The sequence below is a fragment of the Bradyrhizobium sp. genome, assembly GCF_030646015.1.
In the GTDB taxonomy this organism is placed as follows: domain Bacteria; phylum Pseudomonadota; class Alphaproteobacteria; order Rhizobiales; family Xanthobacteraceae; genus Bradyrhizobium.
In genome coordinates, this window is sequence record NZ_JAUSLT010000037.1 from 1 (window position 1) to 23,740 (window position 23,740).

Here is a 23,740-nt window from a genome sequence, read left to right on the forward strand (position 1 = left end):
TCATCAGCGCCTCGCGCTTCTTGATCAGATGCAGCGCCGCGCGCCGCGCCGAACGCGGGCCGAGCCCCGGCAGCCGCGCCAGCAGCTGGATCAGGCGTTCGATTTCGGGACCGGCAACAGCAGAAGCCATCTGGGCTAGCCGAGCCCCAGTCCGGGCGGCAGTCCAAGCCCGCCGGTCAGCGCCTGCATCTTCTCCTGCATCGCGGCTTCCGCCTTGCGCTGCGCGTCGTTGAGTGCGGTCACCAGCAGGTCCTCGAGGATTTCGCGCTCGTCCGCCTTCACCAGTGACGGGTCGATCTTGACCGCCTTCACCTGCATCTTCGCGGTCATCCGCACGCTGACGAGACCACCGCCGGAAATGCCCTCGACCTCGACATTGCCGAGCTCTTCCTGCATCGCCTGCATCTTGGATTGCAGCTGGGCCGCCTGTTTCATCATGCCGAGAAAATCAGCCATGAATGTTTCCTTCAAACGCTCTAGAGATCGTCATTGTCGGGAGTCTCGGCGGGGTCCTCACCGCCAACATCGGATTCCGACGGCTCGGGGGCAAGCTTGCGCACCTCGACCACCTTGGCGCCGGGAAACCGCGCCAGCACCTCCTGCACCCTGGGATCGGCTTCGGCGGCGCGCTCGCGCTGGTTCTTCTGGATTTCGTTCTGCGAACGCAGCGTCGCCTGTCCAGGCTCGTTGGACACGATCACGGTCCAGCGCCGCCCGGTCCATTGTTCCAGCTTGCGCGAGAGATCGTTGACCAGGGTCCGCGGCGCGGTGGGCTCCAGCGCAAGCTCGAGCCGTCCGTCCTCGATGCGGACCAGCCGGACATGGGCTTCCAGCGCACCCTTGATCATGAGATCGCGCTTCTCGCCGGCCAGCGCCACCAGTTCGGGGAAGCTGGCGATTTTCATCGCCGCCGGCGCGGACTGCGCATCAGCTACCGGTGCGCTCATCTGCGGACGCGCTGACGCCTCGGCGCTGGCGCGCGGCGCGGAAGATGCGCGGGCTGCTGAAGATGACGCTGAGGATGACATCGAGGACACCGTCGATGCCGAGGTGGCCCGCGCCGACGCCGAACCCGATGCGACCACCGGCGAGGCGCCGCCATTCTGGTCCAGCATCCGGATCGCCTCGTCCGGCGTCGGCATGTCCGCGACATAGGCGATGCGCACCAGCACCATTTCGGCCGCGGCCGCCGGCCGGGTCGCGGCCTGCACCTCGGTGATGCCCTTGAGCAGCATCTGCCACATCCGCGACAGGATGCGCATCGAGAGCTTTGAAGCAAAGTCGCGGGCGCGCACCCGCTCGGTTTCGCCGAACGCGACATTGTCGGCGGTGGCCGGCACGATCTTGACCCGGGTGACGAAATTGACGAACTCGGCGAGATCGCTCAGCACCACGATCGGGTCGGCGCCGGTATCGTATTGCTCGCGGAATTCCCGGAACGCGCTGGCGATGTCACCACGCGCCAGCGAATCGAACAGGTCGATCACCCTTGTGCGGTCGGCGAGGCCCAGCATCTGCCGCACCGCATCGGCGCGCACCGGGCCGGCCGCATGCGCGATGGCCTGGTCGAACAGCGACAGCGAATCGCGCACCGAGCCTTCCGCCGCGCGGGCGATGATGCCGAGCGCTTCCGGCTCGACCTCGACGTTTTCCTTGCCCGCGATATTGCCGAGGTGTTTCATCAGGACGTCGGCCTCGACCCGGCGCAGGTCGAAACGCTGGCAGCGCGACAGCACCGTGACCGGGACTTTGCGGATTTCGGTGGTGGCGAACACGAATTTGGCGTGTTCCGGCGGCTCTTCCAGCGTCTTCAAGAAGGCGTTGAAGGCCGCGGTCGAGAGCATGTGGACTTCGTCGATGATGTAGACCTTGTAGCGCGCGCTGGCCGGCGCATAGCGCACGCTGTCGTTGATCTGGCGCACGTCGTCGACGCCGGTATGGGAGGCAGCGTCCATTTCCAGCACATCCATGTGCCGGCTTTCCATGATGGCCTGGCAGTGCACGCCGGGCACCGGCATGTGGATGGTCGGCCCCTTCACCGAGCCGTCCGGCAGCTCGTAATTCAGCGCGCGGGCGAGGATCCGCGCCGTGGTGGTCTTGCCGACGCCGCGCACCCCGGTCAGGATCCAGGCCTGCGGAATCCGGCCGGTTTCGAACGCGTTCGACACGGTGCGGACCACGGCGTCCTGGCCGATCAGATCTTCAAAACTGGAGGGGCGGTATTTGCGCGCCAGCACCCGGTAATGCTTGCCGGCCTGCGGCGGGCCACCAAGGTCGAAACCGCCCTGATGGACGCTTTCGGGATCGTTGGGCGTTACGGGAGTGCCAGCGTCGGTCATCGATCGATCCGCAATGTGTGTCTCTCGAAGCCGGCTTGCGGAACGGGAACTGAATCAAGCGCATGACGGGATGGCCCATCTAGCGCGATTCGCTCGAAAAAACAGGTAGGAGACTGACGAGCGACCCGATCCGGACCTCGTTAGGGCTGCTTCCTTCCGGACCTGACCCGGTTGGCGAGTGGCTCGTCCACCGCCAATCTCCCGGTCCTTATTTGGGGCTAAAAGCCCCGGAAAGCAAGCGGGGTCCTCGGCTGGCTTAGGTGCCGGAAACGCCCAAATTCGTCATGGCCGGGAATAGCCGTCCAAGGGACGGCGTCGCTTCCGCTCGCCTATGCCCGGCCATCCACGCCCTTCTTTCCAGCGACCCACGAAAAAAGACGTGGATGCCCGGCATAAAGCCGGGCATGACGGGTGTTGTTTGCAGCTGCCGTCTCTGCGACGCTGCCGCGCTTGTTCGAGAACCCACATGCCTTCTGACGCTCCCGCCTGGTCGCTGCACTCCCAGCTCAAGAAAGACACCATCGACATCGGCGACCTGCCGCTGTGCAAGGTGCTGGTCATCAAGGACGCGCATTACCCCTGGCTGCTGCTGGTGCCGCGCCGGGCCGACGCCGTCGAGATCATCGACCTCGCCGAGGTCGAGCAGGCGCAATTGATGACGGAAACGTCCCGTGTCGCCCGTGCCCTCAAAGAAGTCACCAAGTGCGACAAGCTGAATATCGCAGCGCTGGGCAATCTGGTGCCGCAGCTGCACGTCCATGTCATCGCGCGCCGCACCAGCGATGCCGCCTGGCCGCGCCCGGTCTGGGGGGTGATGCCGCCGCTCGCGCATGACGCCGAAGAAGTCCAGAATTTCATCAGCGCGCTTCGTCGCAAGATTTGGCTTGGTTGAACCCATGACAGCATTCGATTCCTTTCCACTCGGCCGTCCCGCCTTCGTCACCAACATTCTCGATCGCGCCGCGCATCTGCGCGGCAATGACGAGAAACTGTTCGCGCTGGAGGGGCATCGCGACGCCCGCGCCTATGTGGTGCACCGCGATTCGCTGGTGGTGAAGCAGGACGCCGGTGGCCCCCGCGCGCTGCTGACCATCGACGAGGCGCTGAAATACGGCGCCAACCCCGGCACGATTTTTCTCGGCCTGCGCGAGGGTGCTGCGGTGTTCGGCATGGGCATCTCGGCGGCCTCGGTTGAAAAGCTGCTGACCCGCGACGACGTCGCCGTCACCGAACTGCGCGGCATGGCGATGCAGGGCGTGGTGCCGCCCGAACAGCTGTCGGCGATCGCGATGGCGAAATCGATGGTGAGCTGGCATCAGCGCCACGGCTATTGCGCCAATTGCGGAACCCGCACGGCGATGAAGGAAGGCGGCTGGAAGCGCGACTGCCCGAGCTGCAAGGCCGAGCATTTTCCCCGCACCGACCCGGTGGTGATCATGCTGGTGACCTCGGGCGACAAATGCCTGCTGGGGCGGCAGAAGCAGTTTCCCGCGGGCATGTGGTCGTGTCTGGCGGGCTTCGTCGAAGCCGCCGAAACCATCGAGGACGCGGTCCGCCGCGAGATCTTCGAGGAATCCGGAATTCGCTGCACCGACGTGAATTATTACATGACGCAGCCCTGGCCCTATCCGTCATCCCTGATGATCGGCTGCACCGCGCGCGCCACCACCGAAGACATCATCGTCGACCATATGGAGCTCGAGGATGCCCGCTGGTTTACCCGCGCCGAGGCGACGCTGATGATCAAGCGGGAGCATCCCGACGGCCTCGCCGGCCCGCATCCGTTCGCGATCGCCCATCATTTGCTGGGGCGCTGGCTGCATGAGGGCCCGGACGCACGCGCATAGCGGGGAACACGCCATGGTTCCATCCATTAACCCCGGACACAGGTTCCGGCAGAACGCGGAGCCGCTATGACGGATTCCCGCACGAACTTTCACGCTGCCGCGCCAAAAATCCCGCCGCGCATCCTCTGTATCGGTATGCCGGTGCGCGACCTGACGTTCCGCGTCAGCGGCGTCCCGGCGCGCGGCTCCAAGGAGAACGCCACCCATTTCGACGAGATCTGCGGCGGCAACGCGCTCAATGCCGCGATCGGCATTGTGCGCCTCGGCGGGCGCGCCTCGATCTGCGGCCCGATGGGCGACGCCCGCGAAGCGTCCAGCCGCTTCATCTTCGAAAAACTCGCGCATGAGGGCATCGAGACCAAGCACATCATGCACCTGCCGGGGCTGGTGACGCCGATCTCGACCGTCATGGTCGATCCCAGCGGCGAGCGCACCATCGTGACCTTCCGCGATCCGGAGCTGTGGAAGGTGCGGCTGCCCAGCACCGAAAAGCTGCTGGAGGATTGCGCCGCCATCCTCACCGAGAGCCGCGCCGCGGAATTCTGCACGGATTTGTGCGCCGAGGCCCGCCGCCGCGGCATTCCCGTGGTGGTGGACGTCGACCGCGCAATGTCGCTGCGCGAGGGCCTGCTGAATGCGTCATCGCATCTGGTGTTCTCGAGCGAACCGTTACAGGAGACCGCCGGCATCGCCGACGACGGCGAGGCGCTGAAAAAGATTGCAAAACTGACGCCGTCATTCCTGGCTGGGACGCGCGGGCCGAAAGGCACGATCTGGCTCGACGAGCAGGGCCATCTGCAGGAGACGCCGGCTTTCCCGGTCCACACCGTCGACACGCTGGGAGCCGGCGATGTTTTCCATGGCGCGTTCGCGCTCGCGATCACTGAAAAGCAGGAATTGCGGCAGGCGCTGCGGTTCGCCTCCGCCGCCGCGGCGCTGAAATGCACCCGCCATGGCGGCGCCTTTGCCGCCCCGCAACGTGTTGAAGTGGAACAGCTTTTGAGCCAGGGCCAACCTGCCGCCCCGGCGGAGGGTGACCAATAACGGGCTTGTCTTAGAAGAATTTTCTCTATATGAGGGTAATTAGCGCCTCAGATGGAACAAAGTTCTTCTCATGACCGACGTTGCCCTTCAGATCACCGAGCCCAACCGCCGCCTCGACGCCATCGACCGCAAGATCCTGACCGTGCTGCAGGAAGACGCCTCGCTCTCGGTCGCCGAGATCGGCGACCGCGTCGGGCTGTCGTCGACCCCGTGCTGGAAACGGATCCAGCGGCTGGAGGCCGACGGGGTCATCCTGCGCCGCGTCGCGCTGGTCGACCAGAACAAGATCGGGCTCGGCATCACGGTGTTCGTCTCGGTCGAGAGCGCCGATCATTCCGAGGCCTGGCTCAGGACCTTTGCCGGCGCCGTCAGCGCGATGCCGGAGGTGATGGAGTTCTATCGCATGGCCGGCGACGTCGACTACATGCTGCGCGTCGTGGTCGCGGACATGGCGAGCTATGACGTGTTCTACAAGAAACTGATCGGCGCGGTGCCGCTGAAGAACGTCACCTCGCGCTTTGCAATGGAAAAGATCAAGTCGGTGACCGCGCTGCCGGTACCGGCGGTAGCCTAGCAACCGCCACCCTCCGTACATCTACTGCGGGGTGTTCACTCGAAATTAGCATTGACCCGGTATCGAGTCTGAATGGGTTCGGACCGGAATCTCACGACCTCACGCTGGCCGTCCTGGCTCAACGCCACAGCCTTGTTGCTGGCCAGCGTCGTTGCGGTGGCCGCGCTCTCGCTCCAGGTTCGGCCCGGCGCCGAAATCGTGGCTGTCGCCTTTCCGCCCTGGTGGAACACCCAGCAGATTTTCGAGGCCGCAGCCTCCGCTGACGCCGCCATTGTCAGAACCACCGCCCTTGCAGCCATTGTCGTGGTCAGGCCGACCGATCAGGAAGGCCTGAGCCGTTTGCGCCAGGCCGGCGCGTGGCTGACCATCGATCCCCAGGCCATTGCCGCCTGTTTCAACACTCCCGCCAAAGAAATCTGAGAAGGAAATCTGAGCATGTATACCGGCAGCAAGGATCTCGACGCTCTGCGCGAAACCGCCAGCAAGGCGCTGATCGCGCTGCTCTGGCTGCATGTTCCGATTGCGATGGCCGTCGGCATGGCGCGCAGCGCCTGGCTGATACCGACCCTTCTCACGGCCGCCTTCGCCGTGGCGGCGACGTTGTCGTGGCGCGCCGCAGGCAATGGACTTTCGACCAGCCTCGTGGTCGCCGTCGCGCTGATGGGCGGGGTTTCGGTGTTTACCTGGGAGCTCGCCGGCCATCCCTGGCAGATCGACATGCACATGTACTTCTTCGCGGCGCTGGCCTGTCTTGTCGCCTATTGCGACGTCAGGCCGATCCTCGCCGGAACCGTTGCTGTCGCCCTGCATCATCTGGCGCTGAATTTCATCATTCCGGCGGCGATCTTCCCGGGCGGCGCCGACTTCGGCCGCGTGGTGCTTCACGCCGGCATTCTCATCCTCGAAGCCGCCGTGCTGGTGCTGGTTGCCTATCAACTGGAGCGGCTGTTCATGACGACGGCGCAGAAGACCGCCGAAGTCGAAGCCGCGACCGCCGCCGAGGCCCGCGCCACCGCCGAGCGCGGCCACGCCGAGCAGCAGGCCAGGCTGGAACGCGACGCGGCCAGGCAGCGGCTCGCCACCGAATTCGAGAGCAAGGTCGGCCATATCGTCGAGGCCGTCGCCGTGGCCGCCCGCGAAATGCAGGGCATGTCCTCGTCGATGAGCAACAGCAGCGGAGCAGCTGCGCGACAGACCGCGGCGGCCGCTGCGGCGTCGACCCAGGCTTCGCTCAATGTCGGAACCGTGGCTTCGGCGGCCGAGGAACTGACGGCCTCGATCAGCGAGATTGCACAGCAGGCGACGCGCTCCGCCACCGTCACCGGAAAGGCGGCGGAAGAGGCCCGCCGCACCAACGCCGTGGTCGAGGGCCTCGCCGCGGGGACCCAGAAGATCGGCGAGGTCGTGACCTTGATCCAGAGCATCGCCAGCCAGACCAACCTGCTGGCCCTGAACGCCACGATCGAGGCCGCGCGCGCCGGCGAGCACGGCCGCGGCTTTGCGGTGGTGGCCAGCGAGGTCAAGGCCCTGGCCAATCAGACCGCGCAGGCGACCGAGGAAATCTCGTCGCAGATTCAAAGCATCCAGGCGGCGACCGGCGAGGCCGTCAGCGCCATCCAGGCGATCGGCGGCACCATCGCCGAGATCAACGAAATCTCCAACGCCATTGCGGCCGCGGTCGAGGAGCAGGGATCCGCGACCAGCGAGATCTCCGGCAACGTGCAACAGGCCGCGAACGGCACGCGCGAGGTCAACGAGAACATCGTCGGTGTCGCCGAGGCTTCCAGCGAGCTCGGCAGCTCGGCGTCGAAACTGCTGGACGCCGCGACGGGGCTATCGTCGCAGTCCGAACGGTTGAAATTCGAGGTCGGCAGCTTCCTGGGGTCGGTGCGCGCGGCGTAGGCGAAGTTACGTGTCCCGGACGCGGCGCGGCACGAAGTGATGCGACGCAGAGCCGGGACCCAAGCAACGGGCTCCACGCAAGAAGCATGGGTCCCGGTTCTGCGGCGCACTATTTCGCTTCGCTCATATTGCGCCGCGCCCGGGACACGAAAGATCAAATCGTCTGGTTGTACGCGCCGACTTCCGGGTGCGTCCGCAGCACCACGTTCATCGCCTCGAACAGATCGTGCATGCGCTGCTCGCTGACGGGGCTCTCGACCACCACTACCAGTTCCGGCTTGTTGGATGATGCCCGCACCAGGCCCCAGCTGCCGTCCTCGACGGTGACGCGCACGCCGTTGACGGTGACGAGGTCGCGGATCTCTTGCCCGGCAACCTTCTCGCCCTTTTTCTGCATCGCCTCGAAATGCTTCACCACCGCATCGACCACGCCGTATTTGGTTTCATCGGCGCAATGCGGCGACATCGTCGGCGACGACCAGGTTTTCGGCAGCGCGTCCTTCAGGTCCGCCATCGACTTGCCGGGCGCGCGATCCAGCATCTCGCAGATCGCGATCGCCGAGATCAGGCCGTCATCATAGCCGCGGCCGAGCGGCGCGTTGAAGAAGAAGTGGCCGGATTTCTCGAAGCCGGCCAGCGCGCCCAGCTCGTTGGTGCGGCGCTTCATGTAGGAATGGCCGGTCTTCCAGTAGGTGACCTTTGCACCCTGCTTCTGCAGCACCGGATCGGTCACAAAGAGACCGGTGGATTTGACGTCCACCACGAATTCCGCATTTTTCGTCACCGCGGACATGTCGCGCGCCAGCATCACCCCGACCTTGTCCGCGAAGATTTCCTCGCCGGAATTGTCGACCACGCCGCAGCGGTCGCCGTCGCCGTCGAAGCCGAGGCCGACATCGGCCTTGTGCTCGAGCACGGCATCACGGATGGCGTGCAGCATTTCCATGTCTTCGGGATTGGGATTGTATTTCGGGAAGGTGTGGTCGAGCTCGGTGTCGAGCGGCACCACCTCGCAGCCGATCGCCTGCATCACCTGCGGCGCGAACGCGCCGGCGGTGCCGTTGCCGCAGGCGACCACGACCTTCAGCTTGCGCTTCAGCTTCGGACGCTTGGTGAGGTCGGCGATATAGCGCGCCGGAAAATTCTCGTGAAACTGATAGGAGCCGCCGGCCTTGTTGCTGAACTCGGCGTTGAGCACGATTTCCTTCAGCCGGGTCATCTCGTCCGGCCCGAACGTCATGGGACGGTTGGCGCCCATCTTGACGCCGGTCCAGCCATTGTCGTTATGCGACGCCGTCACCATCGCAACGCAGGGCACGTCGAGGTCGAATTGCGCGAAATACGCCATCGGCGTCATGCACAGCCCGATGTCGTGAACCTTGCAGCCGGAGGCCAAAAGCCCCGAAATCAGCGCGTATTTGATCGAGGCCGAATAGCCGCGGAAATCGTGCCCGGTGACGACTTCCTGCTTGACGCCGAGTTCGGCGATCAGCGCGCCGAGTCCCATGCCCAGCGCCTGAATACCCATCAGGTTGATTTCCTTGCCGAACAGCCAGCGGGCATCATATTCGCGAAAGCCGGTCGCCTTCACCATCGGCTCGGATTCATAGGCATAGGTATTCGGAACCAGCGCGGGTTTCGGCTTCGGAAACATTCGGAGGGCCTCGTGGTGAACGGAAAAAAGGGCACCACAGCCATAGCGAATGCACGGGCGCGGCGGAAGGCGGGACCCGCGTTGTGGCGATTAAATACGGCGGTTTGGCAGCGAATTCTGCCTATTGCTCCAGCAGCATCCACCCATCTTTGCACGGCGGCGCAATATGCTGCGCTGTTGCACCGTACGAGCCGGTTGACCGCTATCGCTCCGGCCAAGCATGGTTTATGCAGGGGTGGCGCGAGGCATGGACAGGCATTGCCGTGCTGGTGTTATTTCAGCCCCTCCCAGCGCTCTGCAACCTCCGCGTCAAATAATTTGACACGTCGGGCAAATCACCGGCATATCTTCATCGTCGCAAGATTTGAGCCCGCGCCGGAAAATCCGCCGCGGGCTTTTTGAATCAGACGATACGCTGTCAGGCAATACACTGGCCGCCGCAGCGAAGCGAATTGGCTGACAGCCAAGGCCGACCCCGCCAACAGACGGGCGCCCGGCGAAGACGATGGGCAAGCCGAACCGGAATCGACGCTTCAGCGCCATTGCACAAGCCATCCTTCAAGCACTTGCCTTCAAACACTTAAAGCCAACCCAGCCCTCTCCGCGAGGGCGCGGTCACATCACGGGCCCATCCGAAGATGTCCGCAAATACCGGTAGGTGATTCATCATGCCTGATTACTCTCTGGTGCCGGTAGACCATCAGCCGGATTTCGATGGCTACTCGATCGTTCCCGTTGAGCACGATCCGTTCGCCGCGGATGGCCTCGCACAACAGTGGCGGATTCAACAGGCCCAGGCCCAACCGCAAAGCCCGCCGCAGCAACAGCCACCAACGGGAGCCGGTCAACCCGATGCCGGTGCGCCGGCTGCAGTCGACGGTGTCGGCCTCACCGGAGGCGTCCCCAACCCGACTTCGGATCAAGGCGGATCCGAGCCTGCTCCCTTTGGCGGCTACGCCAATCCGACGCCAACGGAGTCTCTTGTCAGTAAGGCCAAGATGGATGATCAGGAGAAGATAACCGAGGCCGACCCAACGGGAAAGAACGGTTTCATCGTCGATGGAGGAGATCTGTATAAATTCGTGACCACAAGACAATCGCTTGCTCGCTATCCAATCGACGGGGGACAGGGAGTAGTGTTTACGGCAATCGGTCCGTTCTATGCATACGACGGTACGCGCTACGCCGTCATTGATGCCAGTCCGGAGCGGCCCGTGACCGTTACCGTCAAGGGCGACGGCAGGTTCACGATAAGTCGACCTTGATCGAGTTGCGTAAGAATTGCCGATGCGCTTACATGTTGTGGCAACTCCTTCCGTTATGAGTGAGGCAAACAGATGTTGCGCAAGTCCCAGGTCATTGCAGCACTTTTGATGATGGCGCTGTCGCCGGCCGCGCTGGCGCAAAAATCAAGTGGGTACATGGACCTCGAGGACATGAGCAGCGTTTACGGCACGCAGCTTGCGGTCTTCCGTGTTGCGATTTCCAAAACAGATGCGACCTGCCCGCAGCAAACCGGAATATTTCGAATTGGGCCCAATGGCGGCGTGACGGAGATCTTGCCCGTTCTTCGGGGCGTTCCGGATTGGCGAATGGACGAAACGGCCGCTCCTGATGATTTTACCTACAGACGGCGTGTAGCGACAGCTTCCTGCAGAATCGACATTGATATGAGCGAGCAACAGAAACAGAATGGCGAGTGGATGCCGTTGTTGTCAGCAGGCCGGCCCAATGCCGTCTCCGATGATCTCAGCCGTAAAACCGACGATCCCCCCGCTCTATCGCCGACCCAACACCAAGCAATCGATCGCCACATGAGGGTGAGAGCGCATGCCGGCAATTTGCTGCAGGGATGGACCGCAACTTTCAAGAGCGTCGTGGGATTTGAGGGAGCGAAAGACTGCTTCGACGCGGTTGGGACTTTCCAAATCGATCAGAGCGGCGTGACGCTGTTGTTTCCAGCCGGCCTCGGCGGCGAACTCAACCGGTTCTTCATCGAGCGCGTGGATGCCGATGCCGATCACAGCACGCTCTATCTTTCGCGCGGTTCTTGTCGGGTTGGGTTCACGATCAGCGCCTCCACCTTCCGTGAGGGATCCTGGGTCCCACTGCCCATTGCACCACCCAGGTGATCGAAACCGCGACGCGACACCGAAAGAAACGTCGCAACGAACGGGGATTCCAACAATGACTAATGAAATCGAATTGATCCTACGAAGCACGGCCGGGCGCAACAAACGGTGCGGCTGCGCAAGGCCTGGATCAACGTCGATCCCGGAGACAGGAAGACAGGGGACGATATGACCATCAATGTCGGCCTCGGCGCCGGCGGCGGATTGCCAGTGTTGGGCTCCTGGAAAATCGACCCGACTACCGGAAAAACTGAGTTATGTATTTCGGACGATACTCAGTGCGTGGAGGTAACTCTGCAACCCTGATCCAAACTCGGATTGAGAATTCCGAACGCGAATTTTCCACGAAAAATTTTAAGCATCTAGGTGGATTGGCAACCAAAGGGCCTTACTGCTCCAGCACCAGCCGGCCGTTGGCGTATTCATACCGCTTCAGCTTCGACAGGAACGAGGCGCCGAGCAGATTTTCCGACAGGGCTTCATCGGGCAGCACCATGGCGTCGACGTCGCGCACCACGATGCCGCCGAGTTCGACCATGGCGAGCCGCGTGCGCGCCGCCTTGATGGTGCCGTTGGCGGTCTGCACAGTCGTGGTGTAGTCGCTGCGGTTGGGACGGAAGCCGAACCGCGCCGCGGACTTCTCGTTCAGCGCCACCACGGAGGCGCCGGTATCGACCATGAAGCCGATGCGCTGGCCGTCGATCCGGCCCTCGGTCAGGAAATGGCCGCGGGCGTCGCGCGGAATGCTGAGGCTGCGGCCGCCGGTCTGGACCGGCGCTTCGACGGGGGCTCTTTGGGAGACGCTCTTGGCGAGCGCCGGCGACGACGTCATCTTGTCCGCCAGTTGCGCCATGAGGGTGCCGAGGCCGATCAGCAACGCGGCCATGATCATAATGCTACGCATACGCCACACTCACTCGGAACACCCGCGATCTCACCACATCCGCCACCAGACCGCGACGGAGCGGCGGCGGCGGAGACTGCCATTTTGGCTAAAAGGATGAGTGAAGGGTTAACGGGGAGGCAAAGTCGTCATGCCCGGAGACACTGCGCGCCACAATGATGGCCGTCATGCCCGCGAAGGCGGGCATCCAGTACGCCGTGCCCTCCCGGATCTATCACTGATGCCTCGGAGTACTGGATCACCCGCCTTCGCGGGTGATGACAGCTTGAGCTAGCCCCTCACGTCCCCCGCGGCTTCACCCGCCGGGTCGGCGCGGCACTGGCGGGATCCTCGGGCCAGGGATGCCGCGGATAGCGCCCGCGCAGGTCGGATCGCACCGCCGCATAGCTGCCGCGCCAAAACCCCGGCAGGTCGCGCGTCACCTGCACCGGGCGGTGCGCCGGCGACAGCAGTTCCAGCACCAGCGGCACCGCACCTTTGGCGATCGACGGGTGAGTGTTGAGACCGAACAATTCCTGCAGGCGCACCGCGATGGTGGGCCCCTGCTCGGCCTCGTAATCGATCGCCAGCTGAGTGCCGGTCGGCGCCTCGAAATGGGTCGGCGCCTCGCGCTCCAGCCGCGCGCGCAATTCCCAGGGCAGCAGCGTCATCAGCGCGTCCGACAGATCGCCCGCGGAAAGGTCCTTCAGCGCCGTCTTGTCGTACAGCGCCGGCACCAGCCACGCCTCGCGCTGCAGCGCCAGCGCGTCATCGGACAGGTCAGGCCAGCTCTCACCCTCGGCCTTGCGCAAAAACATCACGCGGTCGCGCCACTGCTTGGCCGGCTTCGACCAGGGCAGCCTGTCGAGGCCGGCGGCGACCAGCCCGTCGGCCAGCACGCGCGCGGTTTCCGCCGAAGGTTTCAGCGCCATCGGCGTTTCCGACAGCGTGATCGCATGCAGGGTTTTCCGGCGTCGCGCCCGCAACGCCATTGCGCCGCGATCGAATGAAATCTCGTCCGCGCTCTCGATCTGGTCGGCGAAACGCAGTTCGATGTCGGATTGCAGGATCGGCGCCGCCAGCAGGATGCGGCCGTTGGCGGCCGTGCCGGTGAGTTCGGCGACCGCGATATAGGGCGCGCGCGCCAGCGCCGAAGTCTGGTCGACCGCGGCGCCGCGGCCGTTGGCGAGGACGAAACTGCCATTGCCGCGGTTGCGCGCGACGCGGTCGGGAAAGGCAAGCGCAAGCATCACGCCGGTGGACGGCGACGTGTCCTCGGCGGGCGCGCCCTCGGTGGCCGTGACCTGCGATGCCCAGCGCTGCGCCAGCGAGCGCGCGCTGCTCGACCGCTGCGAGCGGTCGCGGCGGAACTGATCGAGCCTGGCGTCGAGATCGACGCTGTCGCCGCCGAGGCCGCGCTCCGTCAGCACCGCCGCGATGTCGGCAGCCTGCTCGCCCGCGCCGAGACGGTGCGAATCCACGATCATCCGCGCCAGCCGGGGCGGCAGCGCCAGTTCGCGCAGGCTCTTGCCCTCCGCGGTGATGCGGCCATCGGAATCGAGCGCGCCGAGCTCGCCGAGCAGGCTGCGTGCTTCCTTCAGCGCCGGCGCCGGCGGCGGATCCAGGAACGCCAGCGTGCCGGGATCGCTGACGCCCCATTGCGCGAGGTCGAGCACCAGCGAGGACAAATCGGCGGAAAGGATTTCGGGCTGGGTATAGGCCGCAAGCGACGCGGTCTGCGGCTCGTCCCACAGCCGGTAACAGACGCCGGGCTCGGTGCGGCCGGCGCGGCCGCGGCGCTGGTCGACCGCGGCGCGCGAGGCGCGCACCGTTTCTAACCGCGTGAGGCCGATATCCGGCTCGTAACGCGGCACCCGCGCCACGCCGGAATCGACCACGATGCGGACGCCCTCGATGGTCAGCGAGGTCTCCGCGATCGAGGTCGCCAGCACCACCTTGCGCTGGCCCTTTGGGGCCGGCGCGATGGCGCGGTCCTGCACGGCAGCGTCGAGCGCGCCGAACAGCGGCACGATCTCGATCGACGCGTCGTGGATTCGCTCGCCGAGAAAGTTTTGCGTGCGGCGGATTTCCGCGGCACCCGGCAGAAACGCCAGCACCGAGCCCGGATCGGCGCGCAGCGCCATCGCGATCGCATCCGCCATCTGACGCTCCAGCGGCGCATCGGCCTTGCGGCCGAGGTAGCGGGTTTCCACCGGAAAGGCGCGGCCTTCGCTGGATATCACCGGCGCATCGCCGAGCAGTTTTGCCACCCGCGCGCCGTCCAGCGTCGCCGACATCACGAGAATGCGCAGATCCTCGCGCAAGCCGACCTGGGCATCGCGGGCCAGCGCCAGCCCCATATCGGCATCGAGCGAGCGCTCGTGGAATTCGTCGAACAGCACGGCGGCGACGCCGGACAATTCCGGATCGTCGAGAATCTGCCGCGAAAAAATGCCCTCGGTAACAACCTCGATTTTGGTCGCACGCGACACTTTGGAGCCGAACCTGACGCGGTAGCCGACGGTCTCGCCGGCGCGTTCGCCCAGCGTCTTCGCCATGCGCTCGGCGCTGGCGCGGGCCGCGATCCGGCGTGGCTCCAGCATGATGATCTTTTTGCCCTGCAGCCATGGCGCATCGAGCAGCGCCAGCGGCACCCGCGTGGTCTTGCCGGCGCCGGGCGGCGCCACCAGCACCGCGGCGTTGTTATCCGCGAGCGTGCGGGACAGCTGGTCCAGCACGGCGTCGATCGGGAGCGGGGTGTCGAAGAGGCGGGGCCATCAAGACTCGCGTCGGTTTCTTCCCCTCTCCCCTTGTGGGAGAGGGTGGCGCCTCACGAAGTGAGGCGACGGGTGAGGGGTCTGTCTCCGCAGATAGAGACCCCTCATCCGGCGCGCTCAGGAGCGCAAGTGCGCTCCAAAGCGCGCCACCTTCTCCCACAAGGGGAGAAGGGAAGAAAGTGCATCAGTCGCGCGGCTCGGGCGCGCGCCCGACGCTCTCATAGGTAAATCCCAGCGCCGCCATGTCCTCCGGGCGGTAGATATTGCGCAGATCGACCACGACCGGCTGCGCCAATTCCTGCTTCAGCCGCGCCAGGTCGAGCGTGCGGTATTGCACCCATTCGGTCACGACCACCATGGCGTCGGCGCCGCGCACGCACTCATAGGGATCGTCGCAATATTCGATATCGGGCAATTCGCGGCGGGCCTGCTCCATGCCGACGGGATCGTGCGCGCGCACCTTGGCGCCCATGTCGAGCAGCCCGGTCACCAGCGGGATCGAGGGCGCCTCGCGCATGTCGTCGGTGTCGGGCTTGAAGGTGAGGCCGAGCACGGCGACGGTCTTGCCGCGCAGGCTGCCGCCGGCCGCGTTCGAAACCTTGCGCGCCATCGCGCGCTTGCGGTTGTCGTTGACCGCCAGCACCGCCTCGACGATCCGCAAATGGACGTCGTGGTCGAGCGCAATTTTCACCAGCGCACGGGTGTCTTTCGGGAAGCAGGACCCGCCGAAGCCTGGGCCGGCATGCAGGAATTTCGAGCCGATGCGATTGTCGAGCCCGATGCCGCGCGCGACTTCCTGCACATCGGCGCCGACCTTCTCCGCGAGGTCGGCGATCTCGTTGATGAAGGTGATCTTGGTGGCGAGAAAGGCGTTGGCGGCGTATTTGATCAGTTCCGCGGTGCGCCGCGCCGTGAACATCAAGGGCGCCTGGTTCAGCGACAGCGGCCGGTAGATATCGCCGAGCACCTTTCGCGCCCGCTCGTCCGACGTACCGACCACGATGCGGTCGGGAAACTTGAAGTCGCGGATTGCCGCGCCCTCGCGCAGGAATTCCGGATTGGAGGCGACCGCGACCTCGGCCGACGGATTGGTTTCGCGAATCAGCCGCTCGACCTCGTCGCCGGTGCCGACCGGCACGGTCGATTTGGTCACCACCACCGTATAGCCGGAAAGTGCGGCGGCGATCTCGCGGGCGGCGGTATGGACGTAGCTCAGATCGGCGTGGCCGTCGCCGCGCCGCGACGGCGTGCCGACGGCGATGAACACCGCATCGGCCGCGGCGACCGGTGCGGCGAGATCGGTGGTGAAATCCAGCCGCCCGGCCTTCACATTGGCGGCGACCAGCGCGTCGAGCCCGGGCTCGAAAATCGGGATCTCGCCGCGGCGCAGGCTGGCGATCTTGTCGACGTCCTTGTCGACGCAGGTGACCTGGTGGCCGAAATCCGCGAAGCAGGCGCCGGAAACCAGTCCCACATAGCCGGTGCCGATCATGGCAATGCGCATGAAATATCCAAATCGTCATGGTTAACGCAGGGGCGCAAGGCGCGTCTCCGCGCCCAAAAGCGCGAAGCGCGTCTTCACGCCAGGGCTTTCGCCGCGTCTTAGAGCATTTTCCTGTGACAAGGAAAACCCGCCCGGAAGCGCTCCGGGGAGGATCACATCGGCGCGAGAACGGCACATTCCTTGATAGGAATAAGGCAATCGAAACTTTAGGGCCCGAAGATGCCCCCAATCCGCGCCGAAAAGGGACACCGATGACACCAAACGGCACATCCGCCGTGACCGAGCGTTCCCCGGCTGCAGGGCAGCCAGCGCCGCGCATCGACTGGGTCGACTACGCCAAGGGCATCTGCATCGTCATGGTGGTGATGATGCATTCGGTGCTGGGGGTCGAGGCGGCCACCGGGCAGACCGGCTTCATGCATTTCCTGGTCGCCTTCGCCAAACCGTTCCGGATGCCGGATTTTTTCCTGATCTCCGGGCTGTTCCTGGCGGTCGTGATCGACCGCGACTGGCGCACCTATCTCGACCGCAAGGTGGTGCACTTCGCCTCTTTCTATGTGCTGTGGGTGACGATCCAGTTCGGCTTCAAGGCGCCCTCCTTTGCCGCCGAGAGCGGCTGGGCCCATGTCGGCCTGATGTATCTGCAATCCCTGATCGAGCCGTTCGGCACGCTGTGGTTCATCTATCTGCTGCCGGTGTGCTTCGTCGTTACCAAGGCTGTGCGCCGAATGCCGCCGCTCGCCATCTTTGCCGCAGCGGCGCTGCTGGAGGCCACGCACATCTCGACCGGCTGGACCGTGATCGACGAGTTCGCCGCGCGCTTCGTCTATTTCTACTCCGGCTACTGGCTCGCTGCTTACGTGTTCGCATGGTCCGACCGCGCCCGGGCGCGTCCCGGCTGGGCGCTGGCGGGCCTGGCCCTGTGGGCGCTCGTCAATGGCGGCCTGGTCGAACTGGGTGTCAGCGAATGGCCGCTGGTCTCGCTGGCGCTCGGGCTCGCCGGCGCGCTCGCCATCGTCACCATGGGCACGCTGCTGGCGCGCATGCAGTGGCTGAATTTCCTGCGCTACTGCGGCGAGCATTCCATCGTCATCTATCTCGCCTTCTTCCTGCCGATGGCGGCGACGCGGACGCTGTTGCTGAAGACCGGATTGATTCACGACATCGGGACGATATCGCTTGTCGTCACGGTCGTCGGCGTCGCCGGTGCGATAGCGATCTGGCGGGCCGCCCTTGCGGCCGGCGCGAATTTCCTGTTCGAACGCCCGGCCGCATTCTGGATCGTGCCGAAGAAGGTGCGGCCGGCGCTGCAGCCGGCGGAGTAGTTCCGCTATATCGTCGTCCCTGCGAACGCAGGGACCCATACGCCGCGGCAGTAATCGTTACCCACGGCGTCGGACACACGGCCTTAACGACAGATCACGCGGTATGGGTCCCGGCTCTGCGCTCGCTTTCGCTCGCTTGGCCGGGACGACGGCATTGGGTATTCACGCCCCCTCGATCTTCACGCCATCCTTCATCCCGGTCAGCTTGCCGCGAAACGCGGCGGCGTCGCCGAAATCCGCAAAGCCCTGGTAATGCGGGTGCGGACCGAGCACGCGGCGGGCGTGCTTGATCGGGCACCAGTAGACCTCGGTGCGCGCCGCCACCTCGCGCACGAACGCGATCGCGCCGTTGGCGTAGGAGCAAAAGGCGCAATTGATCTTCTCGATGATGTTGAGATAGGCGAGATGGTGACGATCGAACACCAGGTAGTCGCGGCGCCGCACCTTTGGAATCTTGTAGATCGGGAAACAGATCGCCTGGTAGGCCATGACCCAGAGGTCGACCAGCGCGATCGGGATGACAAGCGAATAGATCACCGGCGCGCTCAGGATCATCAGCGGATTGGCATCGAGCAAATAGCGCGTCGCCCGGATCTTCAGCTCGCGGTGGATCCGCAGAACCTCCTTCTCGAACACAATCCGGCGGTTTTCGAGGTGAAAGCGCAGCTCTTCGCGGCGTTTGGCCAGTTCGACCTCGATATCGGCCTGAATCTGACGCAGCCTGTCCATGAGTTCGTCGAGTTGCGTGGCCATATACCGTTCCTTCGATCCTGATGTCGCCGCACCGGGACATGGAAAAGCGGTCGATGCAACTGATTCCGGGGACGGCTGACTCGGGCAAAAATCGCGGCACAACCACTGTCGAAGACTGTTAATTCGCGCAAAAATCCCTAAGTTGCGGCGATGCCGAAAACAGCCCCAAAAGCCGCCGCCAAACCCGTTGCCGCCAAAGCCTCTGCCGTAAAGGCCCTGGCCAAGGGCGACCACGTCTTTCTGGTCGACGGTTCCGGCTATATTTTCCGCGCTTACCACGCGCTGCCACCGCTGAACCGCAAATCGGACGGCCTGCAGGTCAATGCCGTGCTCGGCTTCTGCAACATGTTGTGGAAGCTGCTGCGCGACATGCCGCCGGACAACCGGCCGACCCATCTCGCCATTGTCTTCGACAAGTCGGAAGTCACCTTCCGCAACAAGCTCTATCCCGACTACAAGGCGCATCGGCCGCCGGCGCCGGACGATCTGATCCCGCAATTTGCCTTTATCCGCGAGGCGGTGCGCGCCTTCGACCTGCCCTGCCTCGAACAGGGCGGCTTCGAGGCCGACGACCTGATCGCGACCTACGCCCGCGAAGCCAGCGAGCGCGGCGCCACTACAACGATCGTCTCGTCCGACAAGGACCTGATGCAGCTCGTCGACGACAAGGTGACGATGTACGACACCATGAAGGACCGCCGCATCGGTGTTGCCGAAGTGATCGAGAAGTTCGGCGTGCCGCCGGAAAAGGTGGTCGAGGTACAGGCGCTGGCCGGCGATTCCACCGACAACGTGCCGGGTGTCCCCGGCATCGGCATCAAGACCGCCGCCCAGCTGATCGCCGAATATGGCGATCTGGAAACGCTGCTGGCACGCGTCGGCGAGATCAAGCAGCCGAAGCGGCGCGAGTCACTGATCGAGAATGCCGAGAAAGCGCGGATCTCGCGCCAGCTGGTGCTGCTCGACGACAAGGTCAAGCTCGACGTACCGCTCGACGAACTCGCGGTGCACGAGCCCGACGCGCGCAAGCTGATCGCGTTCCTGAAGGCGATGGAATTTTCCACCCTGACCCGCCGCGTCGCCGAATATTCGCAGATCGACCCGTCGGATGTGGAAGCCGATGACAAGAACAGCAGCGGCGCCAGCGGCAAGTCGGCCGGCTCGTCGCCCCCGCCGCGCGCGGCCGGCGGCGACCTGTTCGGACATCAGGACGCACCCGCCTTGTCTGCCCCCGCCAGCGGCAAAGCCAGCGCGCCCGGCGTCCCCAAAAGTCCGGGCAAGTCCGAACCATCCAACGTCATCCTCACGCCCCAGGCGCTCGCAACCGCGCGCGCCGAGGCGGCGCGGAAGACACCGATCGACCGCGGCAAGTACCTGACCGTCCGCTCGCTCGCCGAGCTCAACGGCTGGATCGCGCGGGCGCGCGATGCCGGCCATTTCGCCATCGAAGCCAAGGCGACCTCGATCGATCCGATGCAGGCCGAGATGTGCGGCATCGCGCTGGCGCTGGCGCCGAACGACGCCTGCTACATCCCGCTCGCCCACAAGCAGTCCGGCGACGGCTCCGGCCTGTTCGCGGCGGGGCTGGCGCCCGACCAGATCAGGGCCGCCGACGCCATCGAGGCGCTGCGGCCGCTGCTGGAATCCGCAGGCATTCTCAAGATCGGCTTCAACATCAAGTTCAACGCCGTGATGCTGGCGCAGCATGGCATTACCCTGCGCAATCACGACGACGCGCAGCTGATGTCCTACGCGCTCGACGCCGGCCGCAATTCGCACGCGCTCGACGCGCTGGCCGAAAGCCGACTCGGCCAGGCCGTCATCAGCCATGGCGAGCTGACCGGCAGCGGCAAGGCGAAACTGACTTTCGATCAGGTCGCGATCGACAAGGCCACCGAATACTCGGCCGAAAGTGCCGACGTGATCCTGCGGCTGTGGAGCGTGCTGAAGCCGCGCCTGGCCGCCGAGCGCATGACCACGGTGTATGAGACGCTGGAGCGGCCGCTGATTTCGGTGCTGGCGCGGATGGAGCGGCGCGGCATCTCGATCGACCGCCAGGTGCTGTCAAAACTGTCGGCCGATTTCGCCCAGACCGCCGCGCGCGTTGAATCCGAGATCCAGGAGATCGCCGGCGAACCGGTCAATGTCGGCAGCCCGAAGCAGATCGGCGACATCCTGTTCGGCAAGATGGGCCTTCCCGGCGGCACCAAAACCAAGACCGGGGCATGGTCGACCACGGCGCAAGTGCTCGACGAACTCGCCGAGCAGGGCCACGATTTGCCGAAGAAGATTCTCGAATGGCGGCAAGTCTCAAAACTGAAATCGACCTATACCGATGCGCTGCCGACCTACGTGCATCCCCAGACCCACCGCGTCCACACCACTTACGCGCTGGCGGCGACCACCACGGGGCGGTTGTCGTCGAACGAGCCTAACCTGCAAAACATCCCGGTGCGTACCGAGGACGGCAGAAAAATCCGCCGCGCCTTCATTGCCGCCCCCGGGTACAAGCTGGTGTCGGCGGACTATTCGCAGATCGAATTGCGGCTGCTGGCGGAAATCGCCGACATTCCCGTGCTGAAACAGGCGTTCAAGGACGGCCTCGACATTCACGCCATGACGGCGTCGGAAATGTTCGGCGTGCCGATCAAGGACATGCCGAGCGAAGTCCGCCGCCGGGCCAAGGCGATCAATTTCGGCATCATCTACGGTATCTCGGCGTTCGGGCTGGCCAACCAGCTCGGCATCGCCCGCGAGGAAGCCTCCGCCTATATCAAGAAATACTTTGAGCGTTTTCCGGGCATCCGCGCCTACATGGATTCGACGCGGGATTTCTGCCGCGCCAATGGCTACGTCGAAACCCTGTTCGGGCGGAAGTGCCATTACCCCGACATCAAGGCCTCCAACGCCTCGATCCGCTCCTTCAACGAGCGCGCCGCCATCAACGCGCGGCTGCAGGGCACCGCCGCCGACATCATCCGCCGCGCCATGACGCGAATGGAAGAGGCGCTCGCCGAGAAGAAACTCTCGGCGCAGATGCTGCTGCAGGTGCACGACGAACTGATCTTCGAAGTGCCCGACGACGAGGTCGCCGCGACCATTCCTGTGGTGCAGCATGTCATGCAGGACGCGCCATTCCCGGCGGTGCTGCTGTCGGTGCCACTGCATGTCGACGCCAGGGCGGCGAACAACTGGGACGAGGCGCATTGAGGGTTGCTGTCGCCCGGCCGTGCGATTGACGGCCGGCGGTGTGGCGAGGGCCTTTGCAGCGTCATTGCGAGGAGCTCTTGCGACGAAGCAAACCATTCTTTCCTTGCTTGGATAGATGGATTGCTTCGCTGCGCTCGCAATGACGGTGGTTGGCTATGACCTCGTCGCATTCGCCGAATTGCTCTCGGTGCAATTTTCAAAATGACATTGCGGCCTGACGCGCGCTAACAACGCGGCATCTCCTGCCCGCGAGTCCCGTCATGCCCCACCTTTCCTCCCTGATCGGTTTCGCCCTGGTCTCGCTCGGGATGGTGCTGACGCCGGGGCCGAACATGATCTACTTGATCTCGCGCTCGATCACGCAAGGCCATGTCGCCGGCCTGATCTCGCTCGGCGGCGTCGCGCTGGGCTTTGTGTTCTACATGCTGTGCGCGGCGTTCGGTATTACGGCGCTGCTGTTCGCGGTGCCCTATGCCTACGACGCGCTGCGGCTGGCGGGCGCGGCGTACCTGCTATGGCTGGCGTGGCAGGCGCTGAAGCCGAACGGACGTTCGCCGTTCCAGCTGAAGAAGCTCGCGGTCGACGGGCCGCGCAAATTGTTTGCGATGGGCCTGTTCACCAACCTGCTCAATCCGAAGGTCGCCATGCTGTACCTGGCGCTGCTGCCGCAGTTCATCGATCCGGCAGAGGGCAGCGTGCTGACGCAGTCGCTGGCGCTCGGCTTTACCCAGATCGCGATCAGCGTCAGCGTCAACGCCCTGATTGCGCTGGCCGCCGGCTCGATCGCGCTGTTCCTCGGCGCAAGACCGAGCTGGCTGTTGCTGCAGCGCTGGCTGATGGGCACCGTGCTGGCCGGACTCGCGGTGAAGATGGCGCTGGAGACGAAGCGGGCGTGAGGGCCTTCTTCCTTCTCCCCTTGTGGGAGAAGGTGGCGCGAAGCGCCGGATGAGGGGTTTCTATCCCCAAGCAAAGTATCCGTTGAGAGAACCCCTCACCCGTCCGCGATGCTTCGCATCGCGTCCACCCTCTCCCACAAGGGGAGAGGGGAAGGAGGCGCTTCGCGGCAGACTAATCCAGCTTGGCTTCCATGCCGCGCTTGGTCGCCGGACGCGCCATCAGCGTATTGTACCAGCGCTCGACATGAGGGAAGTCCTTGAGCTCAACCTTGTGGCGCGGATGTCGCCATGCCCAACCGAGAATGGCAAAATCGGCGACCGACAGCGGACCCGCCACGAACTCATGGGCCGCGAGGCGTCGATCCAGCACGCCGTAGAGCCTTACCGTCTCTGCCGTGTAGCGCTTCAGGCCGTAGGCGCGCTCCGTCTCGTTCTCCAGCGCGATGAAGTGATGCACCTGGCCCGGCATCGGCCCGAAGCCGCCCATCTGCCACATCAGCCATTCATAGACCGGAATACGCTCGATCAGGGGAACGGGCAGGAATTTGCCGGTCTTCTCGCCGAGATAGAGCAGGATGGCGCCGGATTCGAACACGCTGACGCGCTTGCCGCCGGGGCCGTCGGGATCGACGATGGCGGGGATCTTATTGTTCGGGCTGATGGCGAGGAAATCCGGCGCCATCTGCTCGCCCTTGCTGATGTTGACGGGGAAAACCTTGTAAGGCAGCCCCATCTCCTCCAGCGCGACCGAGATCTTGCGGCCGTTCGGCGTGTTCCAGGTGTAGAGTTCGATGGTCATTTTTTTGGTTTCCCCCGCGAGAGCCTTTTCGGTTCTGATGGAATCAGAACCGGGCTCTAGTCTGTTGTTTTGACGCGTTTTCTGGACGCGAACCGGTACCC

At 64.5% G+C, this 23,740-nt stretch carries 21 protein-coding genes, 1 other RNA gene and 1 pseudogene; 12 read left to right on the forward strand and 11 right to left on the reverse strand.

Annotation, left to right across the window (positions count from 1 at the left end; genetic code table 11):
• The 4 genes and pseudogenes from Q7T45_RS05265 to ffs form a co-directional block, all read right to left on the reverse strand.
• Window positions 1–130: pseudogene (locus Q7T45_RS05265) on the reverse strand (recombination protein RecR); the annotation flags it as partial.
• A 5-nt stretch (window positions 131–135) separates the two neighbouring features.
• On the reverse strand, window positions 136–456 hold the full coding sequence (locus tag Q7T45_RS05270) for a YbaB/EbfC family nucleoid-associated protein (RefSeq protein WP_304868460.1): 321 nt from the start codon (window positions 454–456) through the stop codon (window positions 136–138).
• A 20-nt stretch (window positions 457–476) separates the two neighbouring features.
• On the reverse strand, window positions 477–2,339 hold the full coding sequence (locus tag Q7T45_RS05275) for a DNA polymerase III subunit gamma/tau (protein WP_304868461.1): 1,863 nt from the start codon (window positions 2,337–2,339) through the stop codon (window positions 477–479).
• Window positions 2,340–2,444: 105 nt separating this feature from the next.
• An RNA gene (gene ffs, locus Q7T45_RS05280) (signal recognition particle sRNA small type) lies at window positions 2,445–2,541 on the reverse strand.
• A 264-nt stretch (window positions 2,542–2,805) separates the two neighbouring features.
• Between ffs and Q7T45_RS05285 the strand changes: the two genes are divergently transcribed.
• The 6 genes from Q7T45_RS05285 (at window position 2,806) to Q7T45_RS05310 (ending at window position 7,706) form a co-directional block, all read left to right on the forward strand.
• Window positions 2,806–3,231: an HIT domain-containing protein gene (locus Q7T45_RS05285; protein ID WP_304739411.1), complete on the forward strand. Its 426-nt coding sequence runs from the start codon at window positions 2,806–2,808 to the stop codon at window positions 3,229–3,231.
• A gap of 4 nt (window positions 3,232–3,235) precedes the next feature.
• The gene (nudC, locus tag Q7T45_RS05290; RefSeq protein ID WP_304868462.1) at window positions 3,236–4,186 is read left to right on the forward strand and encodes an NAD(+) diphosphatase; all 951 of its coding nucleotides are present in this window, start codon (window positions 3,236–3,238) and stop codon (window positions 4,184–4,186) included.
• A gap of 66 nt (window positions 4,187–4,252) precedes the next feature.
• A complete protein-coding gene (locus Q7T45_RS05295) occupies window positions 4,253–5,230 on the forward strand; it encodes a sugar kinase (RefSeq protein WP_304868463.1) in 978 nt (325 codons plus the stop codon).
• Between the two features lie 70 nt (window positions 5,231–5,300).
• A complete protein-coding gene (locus tag Q7T45_RS05300) occupies window positions 5,301–5,804 on the forward strand; it encodes an Lrp/AsnC family transcriptional regulator (RefSeq protein ID WP_304868464.1) in 504 nt (167 codons plus the stop codon).
• 72 nt (window positions 5,805–5,876) lie between these two features.
• Complete coding sequence (locus tag Q7T45_RS05305) at window positions 5,877–6,224, forward strand: hypothetical protein (protein ID WP_304868466.1); 348 nt, start codon at window positions 5,877–5,879, stop codon at window positions 6,222–6,224.
• A gap of 15 nt (window positions 6,225–6,239) precedes the next feature.
• On the forward strand, window positions 6,240–7,706 hold the full coding sequence (locus tag Q7T45_RS05310) for a methyl-accepting chemotaxis protein (protein ID WP_304868467.1): 1,467 nt from the start codon (window positions 6,240–6,242) through the stop codon (window positions 7,704–7,706).
• Window positions 7,707–7,860: 154 nt separating this feature from the next.
• On the opposite strand, the gene Q7T45_RS05315 is transcribed toward Q7T45_RS05310, so the two are convergent.
• Together Q7T45_RS05315 and Q7T45_RS05320 are read right to left on the reverse strand one after the other, a co-directional pair.
• The gene (locus tag Q7T45_RS05315; RefSeq protein ID WP_304868470.1) at window positions 7,861–9,360 is read right to left on the reverse strand and encodes a phosphomannomutase/phosphoglucomutase; all 1,500 of its coding nucleotides are present in this window, start codon (window positions 9,358–9,360) and stop codon (window positions 7,861–7,863) included.
• A 309-nt stretch (window positions 9,361–9,669) separates the two neighbouring features.
• Window positions 9,670–9,903, reverse strand: coding sequence for a hypothetical protein (locus Q7T45_RS05320; protein WP_304868472.1), 234 nt, complete (start codon window positions 9,901–9,903; stop codon window positions 9,670–9,672).
• A 125-nt stretch (window positions 9,904–10,028) separates the two neighbouring features.
• Between Q7T45_RS05320 and Q7T45_RS05325 the strand changes: the two genes are divergently transcribed.
• The 3 genes from Q7T45_RS05325 to Q7T45_RS05335 all read left to right on the forward strand — a co-directional run bounded on the left by Q7T45_RS05325 (window position 10,029) and on the right by Q7T45_RS05335 (window position 11,798).
• Window positions 10,029–10,625 (forward strand): hypothetical protein, encoded by a 597-nt coding sequence (locus Q7T45_RS05325; protein ID WP_304868474.1) that lies wholly within the window; start codon window positions 10,029–10,031, stop codon window positions 10,623–10,625.
• Between the two features lie 72 nt (window positions 10,626–10,697).
• Window positions 10,698–11,492: a hypothetical protein gene (locus Q7T45_RS05330; RefSeq protein WP_304868476.1), complete on the forward strand. Its 795-nt coding sequence runs from the start codon at window positions 10,698–10,700 to the stop codon at window positions 11,490–11,492.
• Window positions 11,493–11,660: 168 nt separating this feature from the next.
• Window positions 11,661–11,798 (forward strand): hypothetical protein, encoded by a 138-nt coding sequence (locus Q7T45_RS05335; protein WP_304868478.1) that lies wholly within the window; start codon window positions 11,661–11,663, stop codon window positions 11,796–11,798.
• 82 nt (window positions 11,799–11,880) lie between these two features.
• Here Q7T45_RS05335 and Q7T45_RS05340 read toward each other — a convergent pair whose 3' ends face one another.
• The 3 genes from Q7T45_RS05340 to Q7T45_RS05350 form a co-directional block, all read right to left on the reverse strand.
• Window positions 11,881–12,396: a TIGR02281 family clan AA aspartic protease gene (locus Q7T45_RS05340; protein ID WP_304868480.1), complete on the reverse strand. Its 516-nt coding sequence runs from the start codon at window positions 12,394–12,396 to the stop codon at window positions 11,881–11,883.
• Window positions 12,397–12,674: 278 nt separating this feature from the next.
• Window positions 12,675–15,122 carry an ATP-dependent helicase HrpB gene (gene hrpB, locus Q7T45_RS05345; protein ID WP_304868570.1) on the reverse strand — a complete coding sequence of 816 codons (2,448 nt, stop codon included), beginning with the start codon at window positions 15,120–15,122 and terminating at the stop codon, window positions 12,675–12,677.
• 214 nt (window positions 15,123–15,336) lie between these two features.
• A complete protein-coding gene (locus Q7T45_RS05350) occupies window positions 15,337–16,656 on the reverse strand; it encodes a UDP-glucose/GDP-mannose dehydrogenase family protein (protein ID WP_304868483.1) in 1,320 nt (439 codons plus the stop codon).
• Window positions 16,657–16,907: 251 nt separating this feature from the next.
• On the opposite strand from Q7T45_RS05350, the gene Q7T45_RS05355 reads away from it, so the two are divergent.
• Window positions 16,908–17,981: an acyltransferase family protein gene (locus tag Q7T45_RS05355; RefSeq protein ID WP_304868485.1), complete on the forward strand. Its 1,074-nt coding sequence runs from the start codon at window positions 16,908–16,910 to the stop codon at window positions 17,979–17,981.
• A 162-nt stretch (window positions 17,982–18,143) separates the two neighbouring features.
• On the opposite strand, the gene Q7T45_RS05360 is transcribed toward Q7T45_RS05355, so the two are convergent.
• Entirely contained in the window at window positions 18,144–18,734 is a 591-nt protein-coding gene (locus Q7T45_RS05360; RefSeq protein WP_304868487.1) for a hypothetical protein, read from the reverse strand.
• A gap of 150 nt (window positions 18,735–18,884) precedes the next feature.
• On the opposite strand from Q7T45_RS05360, the gene polA reads away from it, so the two are divergent.
• Window positions 18,885–21,944: a DNA polymerase I gene (gene polA / locus Q7T45_RS05365; RefSeq protein ID WP_304868489.1), complete on the forward strand. Its 3,060-nt coding sequence runs from the start codon at window positions 18,885–18,887 to the stop codon at window positions 21,942–21,944.
• 260 nt (window positions 21,945–22,204) lie between these two features.
• The gene (locus Q7T45_RS05370) at window positions 22,205–22,840 is read left to right on the forward strand and encodes a LysE family translocator (protein ID WP_304868491.1); all 636 of its coding nucleotides are present in this window, start codon (window positions 22,205–22,207) and stop codon (window positions 22,838–22,840) included.
• Window positions 22,841–23,012: 172 nt separating this feature from the next.
• Here Q7T45_RS05370 and Q7T45_RS05375 read toward each other — a convergent pair whose 3' ends face one another.
• Window positions 23,013–23,639, reverse strand: coding sequence for a glutathione S-transferase family protein (locus Q7T45_RS05375; protein WP_304868493.1), 627 nt, complete (start codon window positions 23,637–23,639; stop codon window positions 23,013–23,015).
• Window positions 23,640–23,740: the final 101 nt, after the last annotated feature.